The sequence below is a fragment of the Ardenticatena maritima genome, assembly GCF_001306175.1.
GTDB classification, from domain to species: Bacteria; Chloroflexota; Anaerolineae; order Ardenticatenales; family Ardenticatenaceae; genus Ardenticatena; species Ardenticatena maritima.
In genome coordinates, this window is record NZ_LGKN01000003.1 from 269,715 (window position 1) to 279,439 (window position 9,725).

7 protein-coding genes are annotated in these 9,725 nt (G+C 61.5%); all 7 read left to right on the forward strand.

Annotation, left to right across the window (positions count from 1 at the left end):
- Positions 1-73 precede the first annotated feature (73 nt).
- The 7 genes from SE16_RS01315 (at position 74) to SE16_RS01345 (ending at position 9,670) form a co-directional block, all read left to right on the forward strand.
- Positions 74-958: a CoA transferase subunit A gene (locus SE16_RS01315; protein WP_200907420.1), complete on the forward strand. Its 885-nt coding sequence runs from the start codon at positions 74-76 to the stop codon at positions 956-958.
- 31 nt (positions 959-989) lie between these two features.
- Positions 990-1,751 carry a CoA-transferase subunit beta gene (locus tag SE16_RS01320; RefSeq protein WP_054493872.1) on the forward strand — a complete coding sequence of 254 codons (762 nt, stop codon included), beginning with the start codon at positions 990-992 and terminating at the stop codon, positions 1,749-1,751.
- Between the two features lie 106 nt (positions 1,752-1,857).
- Positions 1,858-2,280, forward strand: a complete 423-nt coding sequence (locus SE16_RS01325) for an Hsp20/alpha crystallin family protein (RefSeq protein WP_054493871.1) — start codon at positions 1,858-1,860, stop codon at positions 2,278-2,280.
- Between the two features lie 33 nt (positions 2,281-2,313).
- Positions 2,314-4,890, forward strand: a complete 2,577-nt coding sequence (lon, locus tag SE16_RS01330) for an endopeptidase La (protein ID WP_082374407.1) — start codon at positions 2,314-2,316, stop codon at positions 4,888-4,890.
- Between the two features lie 83 nt (positions 4,891-4,973).
- Positions 4,974-7,334, forward strand: a complete 2,361-nt coding sequence (locus SE16_RS01335; RefSeq protein ID WP_054493870.1) for a penicillin acylase family protein — start codon at positions 4,974-4,976, stop codon at positions 7,332-7,334.
- A 156-nt stretch (positions 7,335-7,490) separates the two neighbouring features.
- The gene (locus tag SE16_RS01340) at positions 7,491-8,690 is read left to right on the forward strand and encodes a CaiB/BaiF CoA transferase family protein (protein ID WP_054493869.1); all 1,200 of its coding nucleotides are present in this window, start codon (positions 7,491-7,493) and stop codon (positions 8,688-8,690) included.
- A complete protein-coding gene (locus tag SE16_RS01345) occupies positions 8,687-9,670 on the forward strand; it encodes an oxamate carbamoyltransferase subunit AllH family protein (protein WP_054493868.1) in 984 nt (327 codons plus the stop codon). Before SE16_RS01340 ends, SE16_RS01345 begins: the two co-directional genes overlap by 4 nt.
- Positions 9,671-9,725: the final 55 nt, after the last annotated feature.

The window sequence follows — 9,725 nt, forward strand, 5'->3', positions numbered from 1 at the left end:
ATTGACGGAATGCGGCATCGCCCGATAATGCGCCTATCACCGAACCGATGGGGGAACTTCGATGAGCAAGCAGATGAGGCTGACGGAAGCGATTGAGCGCTTCATCCCTGATGGCAGTGTTGTGGCGTTGGGCACATGCCTCGAAGCCGCCATTCCATTTGCGGCGGGGCATGAGATCATTCGCCAACACCGGCGCGATTTGACCCTGGTGGGTCCAGTCTCGGATATTTTGTTCGACCAGTTGGTCGGGGCGGGGTGTGTGCGCCGGATTTCGGCGGCGTGGGTTGGCAATATGAGCGCCGGGCTGGCGCATTGTGTGCGCCGTGCCGTCGAAGAGGGCATTCCCGCACCTGTGGAAATCCGCGACCACAGCACTTTCAGCATTGGGCTGGCGTTGCTGGCGGCGGGGTTGGGCGCGCCCTTCATCCCCACCCGCACGCTCATGGGCTCGGATTTGCCGCTGGAAAACCCTGATCTGATTGAAAGCACCAACCCGCTCAACGAGTTGGGCGAACCGATTTTGCTGGTGCGCGCTCTGCAACCGGATGTGCTCATTTTACACGTCCAGCGTGCCGATGTTGACGGGCATGCGCACTACTGGGGACCGCTTGGCGTCACCCGTGAGGCGGTGTTAGCGGCGCGGCGCATCATCATCACCGCCGAAGAAATTGTGCCGCGCGAAACCCTTTTGCGCGACCCCAACCGTATCGTCGCGCCCGCGCACAAGGTGGCGGCCGTGGTGCATCTGCCTGGCGGGGCGCATCCTTCCCCCCTCTACGGCTATTACGACCGCGACCACGCGTTTTTTGAGGAGTACCACGCCCGTACGCGCACCGTGGAGGGGTTTGAAGCGTGGTTGCGTGAGTGGGTGCTTGATACGCCCGACCGCAACGCCTATTTGCGCCGTTTGGGTGAAGCGCGTTGGCAGGCGTTGCAGGCGGCGCGCCCCCAAGCCTGAACCAACGTCCAGCGAGAAGGAGTGCAGACCAATGACGTTCACACCACGCGAAATGATGGTTATTGCCGCCGCGCGTGAAATCCGTGACGGCGAGATTGTGTTTGTCGGCATACGTTTGCCCTTGGTGGCGTTTGTTGTGGCGAAGCAGACCCATGCGCCCAATGCCGTGGGCTACTTTGGGAGCGGCTTGATTCGTGAGACGCTCCCCGCAACCCTGCTCTACACCGTATCCGACCCCGCGAACGTCGAGGGGGCGGCATGGGCGGGCAGCTTGGTGGATGTGATGGGCTTGCTCGCGACGGGGCACGTGGATGTGGGCTTTTTGGGCGGCGCACAGGTAGACCGCTTTGGCAACCTGAACACCACGCGCATCGGGCCGGCGCGTGCGCCCCGCATGCGTTTGCCCGGAAGCGGCGGCGCAGCGGACATTGCTGCCTTTGCCAAGCGCACCGTCATTCTCATGCCGCATGAACCGCACCGCCTGGTGGAAGAGGTAGACTACATAACTTCACCCGGTTATGGCACTGGTGATGACTGGCGCGCACAGGTGGGTTTGCCAGGGGGAGGTCCTTCTGCCATCATTACCACATTGGGCGTGTTGCGTTTTGATGAACACGGCGAAGCCTACCTGGCGTCGTATCACCCTTTCACCACACCCGAAGAGGTGCGCGCACACACTGGCTGGGATCTGCGGATTGCGCCCAATGTTGCCATGACCCCGCCACCAACCGATGCCGAATTGCAGGCATTACGCGCCTACGACCCCGAAGGCGTCTGGGTGGGAACACCATGACGATATTCTAACATTCTTCTAGCACCATTCTAACAAGTCTCGCCCAAAACTTGGGCAAGTTGTTGTGTAGAATGAGCCAGACTGTCCAGACTGTTTGGAGGCGACCATGTCACGGTACAGTTCACTCTTTGGACCCCGGCATCTGGCATTGCAGGCGGAGATTGACCGCCTGTTCGACCAGATGATTGCCGAAGGGGTGGCGCGTGTGTATCGCCAATCGCATGCGTGGACGCCACCGCTTGATGTCTTTGAGACGGAGCAAGCGTATGTGGTACGCATGGAAATCGCCGGCATGCGTACCGAAGACTTTGACATTCTCTTTCAAGAAGGTGTGTTGCTGATTCGCGGAACGCGGCCTGAGCCGCAATCGCCGCCGCGCACCTACCACCAATCGCAAATCCGATACGGCGAGTTTATTGCCGCTGTGCGCTTTCCCGATGATGTTCTGGTGGATGAGGTCGAGGCGGTCTATGACAATGGGTTTTTGCATGTAACGTTGCCCAAGAAAGCCAAGAACACGTCGCACTGATGCAAAACCCGCACACATACGAGGTGATGACTTATGGATGCCAAGAACCTGTTGCAACAATTGCTGGAAGCAGTCAACGAGACGCCTGAAAACGAATCACCCGCGCCGACGCCGTCGGATGAAGAGGAGCGCAACCAGCCCGATATTCCTGAGGTGTTGCCCATTCTGCCCTTGCGCAACACGGTTGTCTATCCGATGACGGTCTTGCCGCTGAGCGCCGAACAACCGCGCTCGTTGCGGTTGATTGACGCCGCCATGCAGGGCAATCGTCTCATCGGGTTGGTGGGCATGCTTGACCCCTCGATTGAGACACCGGGACCGGATGAGGTCTATCAAATCGGGACGGTGGCGGTCATTCACCGCATGTTGCGCGTTCCCGACGGCAGCGTGCGCTTGATTGTGCAGGGCTTGGAGCGCTTTGAAATTGTCGAATGGGTTGCCGAAGAGCCTTACTTGCAAGCGCGTATCGAACTGCGCCCAGAGGAAGTTGAAGAAACACTCGAAGTTGAAGCCCTGTCGCGCAACTTGCTTGATTTGTTCCGCCGTCTGGTGGAATTGGTGCCCTACCTGTCCGAAGAACTGGTGATGGCGGCTGAGAATGCACAAGACGCGCGCCATTTGGTCTATCTTGTGGCGACGAGCGTGCGCATGGAAATCGCCGAAGCCCAGCAAATTCTGGAAGCGCCGACCGTCACCGAAAAACTGCGCCTGTTGACGCGCATTCTCAACCGCGAACTGGAAGTGCTCGAACTGGGGCGCAAAATCCAGTCCGAAGCGCAATCCGAAATGGAGCGCATGCAGCGCGAGTACTTCCTGCGCGAGCAAATGAAAGCCATCCAGCGCGAACTGGGCGAGGACGAAGAGCAAAAGGTCATCGAAGAATACCGCCGCCGCATTGAAGAAAGCGGCATGAGCGAGGAAGCGCGCGAGCAAGCCCTGCGCGAACTCTCGCGCATGGAAAAAATCCCGCCCCAAGCCGCGGAGTATGGCGTGATTCAAACCTATCTGGACTGGTTGCTTGACCTGCCGTGGGACAAGGTCACGCCCGATAATCTGGACATTGAGCACGCGCGCCGTGTCCTTGATGAAGACCATTACGACCTGGAAGAAATCAAGGACCGTATCATCGAATACCTGGCGGTGCGCAAACTGGCGCATGAACGTGCGGCGCAGGAAGCCGCTGCGTCGGAAGGTGAAGAAGGCGAAGGCGAAGGCGCGACGACGCCCGAAGAACCCGAAGCCCAGGGCGCCATTCTCTGCTTCGTGGGACCCCCTGGTGTGGGGAAAACCAGCCTGGGGCAGAGCATTGCGCGCGCATTGGGGCGCAAGTTTACGCGCATGAGTTTGGGCGGCGTGCGTGATGAAGCCGAAATCCGTGGGCACCGCCGCACCTACATTGGCGCGATGCCGGGGCGCATTATTCAGGCGTTGAAGCGCGTGGGCGTCAAAAATCCCGTCTTCATGCTGGACGAAGTGGACAAAATCGGGCGCGACTTTCGCGGCGACCCGACGTCCGCGCTGCTGGAAGTGCTCGACCCGGCGCAAAACCACGCCTTCCGCGACCATTACCTGGACGTGGACTTCGACTTGTCGAAGGTGCTCTTCATCGCTACGGCGAACTGGGTCGAGACGATTCCGGCGCCCTTGCTCGACCGTATGGAAGTCATCTACCTGGATGGCTATACCGAGCATGAAAAGATGCACATCGCGCGTGGCTATCTCATTCCGCGCCAGTTGAAAGCGCACCACCTGCGCGAAGATGAAGTGACCATTGACGACGAGGCGCTCTTGCGCATCATCCGCGAATACACACGCGAAGCGGGCGTGCGCAACCTGGAACGCGAGATTGGGCGCATTATGCGCAAGGTTGCCGCGCGGGTTGCCGAGGGCAAGGGCGAAACGCCTGTACACGTGACCGCCGAGAACCTGACCGACTTTTTGGGCAAACCGCGCTACTTCTTCGAGGTGGCGCAACGCACGTCTGTGCCCGGTGTGGCGACCGGATTGGCGGTGACCGCCGTGGGTGGCGATGTGCTCTTTGTGGAAGCCACGCGCATGCCTGGCCAAAAAGGTTTGACGCTGACCGGGCAACTGGGCGACGTGATGCGCGAATCGGCCAAAATCGCCCTTTCATATGTGCGCGCCAACGCCGAGCGCCTGGGCATTGACCCGGACTTTTTCTCGCACAGCGATATTCACCTGCACGTGCCGGCGGGCGCTGTGCCCAAAGATGGTCCGAGCGCCGGCATTACCATGGTCACGGCGATTGTATCGCTCTTGACCGGGCGACCGGTGCGGAGCAACGTTGGCATGACGGGTGAAGTCACCTTGCGTGGGCAAGTGTTGCCGATTGGCGGTGTCAAGCAAAAGGTGCTGGCGGCGCACCGCGCCGGGCTGGATACGGTCATTTTGCCCAAGCGCAACGAGAAAGACCTGGACGACCTGCCCGACGAAGTGCGCGAAAAGATGAATTTCATTCTGGTTGAAACGGTGGATGAAGTGCTCGCCGCCGCACTGGAACCGACGCCGTCCACTGATGCGGCCGAAACGGTGGGCGAAGCCGCCGCAACAACCGCTGAAACGACGCCTGAAACGGCGCAGACGGAATAGCGAACGGTGGGGAGCGTGGGGCATGGGAGCGTGCCCCACGCTTCTGCATGTGAATGGAGAGCACACAAGGGGGAGACGCGACGATGAAAGGACTCAAACGGTTGATGGGTGTTGCCACGGCGCTCTCGGCGACGGGAGCCGCCGCCTGGCAGCTCTACGAACGCTTCCAGAAGCGTGCCGTCCCTATCCTTGATGGCACTTTGCACTTCCCCGGCTTGCGCGAACCGGTTGAAATCGTGCGCGATACGTGGGGTGTTCCCCATGTGTACGCCCAAAACGAGCACGACCTCTTTTGGGTGCAGGGCTATCTGCACGCCACTGACCGCCTCTTCCAGATGGACTTCTTGCGCCGCATGGGAAGCGGGCGGCTTTCCGAGGTCTTTGGTGAGGCGACGTTGGAACTCGACCGCTGGGCGCGTATTTTGCTCTTGCGGCGCACAGCCGAACGCCATTGGGAGCGCCAGGATGAACACACACGCAACCGTGTGGTGGCTTATGTTGCCGGCATCAATGCGGCGATTGACCGCATGGAAGCGACCGACGCCTGGCCGCCGGAGTTTCGGCTGCTGCGGTATCGCCCTGAACGCTGGACGGCTGTGGATACGCTGAGCGTGCTTGCGCAGGTGGTGCTGGGCTTCTCCGAGGATTTTGAGGTCGAACTGGTGCGTGATGCGTTGAAGCGCCTGGTTGGTGACGGCTGGGAAGAGATTTGGCCAGCGTACCCCGTGGATACGCCTATCATCTCCCTGCCGGGCGTCAAACGTGGGGTGAGCGCCAGCAACGCCTGGGTTGTGGCTGGGGAACGCAGCCGCACAGGCGCGCCCCTGCTGGCGAACGACCCACACATGACCTGCACAACCCCCGCCGCGTGGTACGAAATTCACCTGCATGGGGGTGATTTCCACGTCATTGGCGGCAGTTTGCCCGGTGTGCCCGGTGTGGTGATTGGGCACAACGAGCGTATTGCGTGGGGCATCACCAACAGCATGACGGATTGCCAAGACCTTTACATTGAAGAACGCCACCCCGACGAGCCGCACCTGTTCCGCTTTCGTGATGAGTGGCGTCAGGCGGAGATTGTCGAAGAGCGTATCCGGGTGCGCGGACGCAAGCAACCCGAAGCCCTGCGGGTGGTCGTCACGCATCATGGGCCGCTGGTGAGCGACTTTTTGCCCGACGAAACGCGCGACCTTGCCCTGCGCTGGACGTTCTACGACCCCGTGCTCTCGCTGGGCGGGATTTTTGCACTCAACCGCGCCCAAAACTGGGACGAATTCCGCGCGGCGCTCTACGAGATTGGCGCACCGCCGCTCAATGTGGCGTATGCCGACGTGGACGGCAACATTGGCTGGGTGGTGGGTGGTCGCTTGCCTATCCGCCGCGCACACGATGGCACACTGCCCGTGGACGGTGCATCGGGGGCGTATGAGTGGGATGGCTACATTCCCATGGATGAAATGCCCGCCGTCTTCAACCCCGACGCCGGCTATGTGGTGCACGCCAACAACCGCCCGGTGGATGATTCTTACCCGTATCCCATTGGCGAATCCTTCTTCCCAGGGTATCGCGCGCAGCGTATCAGCGAACGCCTGGAAGCCGAGCCGCAACATGACACCAGCACGTTTGCCGACATTCAACTTGACACCTATGGACGCCCTGAGCATGCACTGGCGCAAGCCATCGCCCGCCTCGAAGAGGTCCCGCCTGACCTGGTGGTGGCGCAGCAGGCGTTGGCGGCGTGGGATGGGCACATGAATGCTGACAGTGTGGCGGCGGCGCTCGCAGCCACGACGCTCTACCGCTTGCGCTGGCTGTTGGTGAGCGACAAACTGGGGGCGGTGGGTGTGCACTTTGTCGGGCGGCGTATGGCAGACCGCGCTCATTGGCCCACAACGCCACTGGTCTATCGCTCGGTTGCATGGGTGATTGAGAAGGTGCAGAACCCTCACGATACCTGGTGGCATGTCCGCGGCGACCCGTCGGCAACGTATGAAAGTATGCTGGTGCAAGCCTTGCAACTGGCGGTGAATGATTTGCGCGCACGCTTCGACGGGCGCTTGCCCACGTGGGGCGAACTGAACCGGGCGCGGCTGGCGCACCCGTTGGGGCAATTGCCGCTGGTGGGGCGGCTGTTTGAACCGGAAGCCCGCCCGATTTCGGGAAGCCCCAGCGCGCCGTTTGCGAGCATGACGGCGGCGTTCGCTTACGTGGCCGAAAGCGACCTCTACGCAGGGCCTTCGTGGCGTTTCATCGCCGACCTGCACGATTGGGACGCCTGTCGCGCGGCGTTGCCCGGCGGCGAGTGCGGTGTTCCCGGTACGCTGTACACCACCAATTTGCTGGATGAGTGGTATGTGGGGCAATCGCACCCGCTGGCATTCTCGCGGGAAGCGGTCGAACGGGTGCAGGCGCACCGCCTGGTGTTGGAGCCGGGCGTGGATTGACGAACCGCCACGCAAAGCGGACGGCGCGCTGCGGCAAGCGGCGCGCCGTTTTTTCTTCCTCACACAGCGCGCAATGTTGCGTTTTGTGCTATCATATTCGGACCAAGAGCCTATTTCTCACACCAACCACCATGACAACACGAAAGGGGTTTTTGTATGGCAACAACGGCGTTGCATTCCATTCGCGTGCTCGATTTGACGCAAGCCCTGGCGGGACCCTACTGTGCGCAACTGCTGGGCGACCTCGGCGCTGACGTCATCAAGATTGAGCATCCGCGCGGCGGCGACCAGGCGCGTGGGTGGGGACCGCCCTTCCTCGCCGGGGAGAGTGCGTACTTCATGGGCACCAATCGCAACAAGCGCAGCCTGACGCTGGACTTGAAGCAGCCGGCGGGGCGTGAGATTCTGTGGCGTCTGGTTGATGCGGCGGATGTGCTCATTCACAATGTGCCGCGGGCGTCCAGTCGGCGCGCGTTGGGGATTGATGCGGAAACGCTCATGGCGCGCAATCCACGCCTCATTTGGGTGAGTATCACCGGTTTTGGCTTGACGGGTCCCGAAGCCGAGAAGCCGGGCTATGATGTGCTGGCGCAGGCGATGAGCGGCACAATGGCGCTCACTGGCGAACCCGACCAGGGACCGGTACGTTTCCCGACGCCCATGGCGGATATCACCACCGGGGTGTATGCGGCGCTGGGGATTTTGGCGGCGCTGTTTGAACGCGAACGCAGTGGGCGGGGGCAGGTGATTGACATGGCGTTGCTGGATTCACAACTCACCTGGTTAGCGAATGTCGCTTCTGCTTTTTTGATGGCGGGCGTACAACCGCGCAAATTGGGCAACGCCCACCCCAACCTTGTGCCGTATCAACCGTTTGAAGCGGCCGACGGCTGGTTTATCGTGGCGGTCGGGAGCGAACGGTTGTGGCAACGCTTTTTGGACGCCATCGAAGCGCCGGACGACCTGCGTCAGGACCCCCGTTTTGCCACCAATGCCGACCGCGTGCGGCATCGGGATGTGTTAGTGCCGCGGCTGGCGGCGATTTTCAAGCAACGCCCTGTGGCGGCGTGGTTGCAGGCGCTGGAAGCGGCGGGCGTTCCGTGTGGGCCCATTTTGCGCCCCGAAGAGGCGCTGGCGCACCCGCACGTGCTCGCCCGCAACATGGTGTGGGAGATGGAGCACGTGGCGGCGGGGCGTGTGCGCACCTTGGGCAACCCTGTGCATTTACAGCGTACACCGCCGAGCGTGCATCGGGCGTCGCCGTTGTTGGGTGAACATACGGAAGAGATTTTGCGCGAACTTGGCTATAATCAAGAAGCGATTGAAACACTGCGGAGAGAAGGGGTGATTGTGTGAGTCGGACACGCATTATTGCACGGGCAAACGCCATTTCATGGGGTGAACGCGCCGCGGCGCAGTTGCATCATGATTGGCTGGCTCGTGTCTGGACGTCGGAAGCCGAGGGGGCGTTGCTGCTCACCGATGATGGTGAGATGGTGCGCATTGTGCCGCATACCATTGGCGACGGTGATTTTTACCTGGTGCTGGACGCCGACGCGCCCCCCTTGCAACGGCTGATTCCGCGCGGCACATACGCCTGGCGCGTTGGAAACGAGTTGTGGATTGGCGATAGCCTCACTGTGCGCCTGCCCGAAAGCCCCCCGTGGTCGGGGGCGTTGGATTGGCGGGCGTTCGACACCCCGCCCGACGTGCTGGCGCGTCGCCTGGCCTGGCTGGGTGATGCGTTGCTGGCACGGGCGCCCGAAGGCTCTTTCGCCGGCTTGTTGCCCGAACTCCTTGCCGAGCAACCCATGCCCGACCGCGCCGACCTTCCCCGCGATGTGCGGCTTTTCCGCTGGCGGGCGGCGCGTGTGCTCCGCGGGCTGATGCCGGCGTTGCAAAATGGCGACATGCGCACGGTGGAAACGCTGACGAACCGCGCCGCCGGCTTGGGACCGGGCTCCCCACCGGCGGGCGACCATTTTTTGATGGGGCTGATTGCCGGTTTGCGCTTGTGGCCTGCGGTGATTGAAGCGAGCGGCTTGCGCGTGGAACCGGTGTTGAAGCGCATGATTGCCGGTGCCGCAGAGCGCACCAGTTTGCTGGGCTGGATGCTTCTCAACGATGCACTCAACCACGTCTATGCCGAACCCTGGCATCATCTGGCGGCGTTGTTGCGTGAACCACCCGACGCACGCCCCCCGGATGAGCAGCGCGAGGCGCTGATGGCGCTCTTGCAGGCATGGTTGAAACGGCCGGACGCGCTGGCGTCGAGTGGGTTAGCGGGGTTCTTGTTGCCGTTTTTGTGGGATCAGCGACACGGGGAAGCGGAATAAAGCGGCTTCTTGTGAGATGCAAAACGGGGCACATGGTGTGCCCCGTTTTTTGTGT

Coding starts and splice junctions, on each gene's coding strand:
- SE16_RS01315 (WP_200907420.1), top strand. CDS start 74: ATGAGGCTGACGGAAGCGATTGAGCGCTTCATCCCTGATGGCAGTGTT.
- SE16_RS01320 (WP_054493872.1), top strand. CDS start 990: ATGACGTTCACACCACGCGAAATGATGGTTATTGCCGCCGCGCGTGAA.
- SE16_RS01325 (WP_054493871.1), top strand. CDS start 1,858: ATGTCACGGTACAGTTCACTCTTTGGACCCCGGCATCTGGCATTGCAG.
- lon (WP_082374407.1), top strand. CDS start 2,314: ATGGATGCCAAGAACCTGTTGCAACAATTGCTGGAAGCAGTCAACGAG.
- SE16_RS01335 (WP_054493870.1), top strand. CDS start 4,974: ATGAAAGGACTCAAACGGTTGATGGGTGTTGCCACGGCGCTCTCGGCG.
- SE16_RS01340 (WP_054493869.1), top strand. CDS start 7,491: ATGGCAACAACGGCGTTGCATTCCATTCGCGTGCTCGATTTGACGCAA.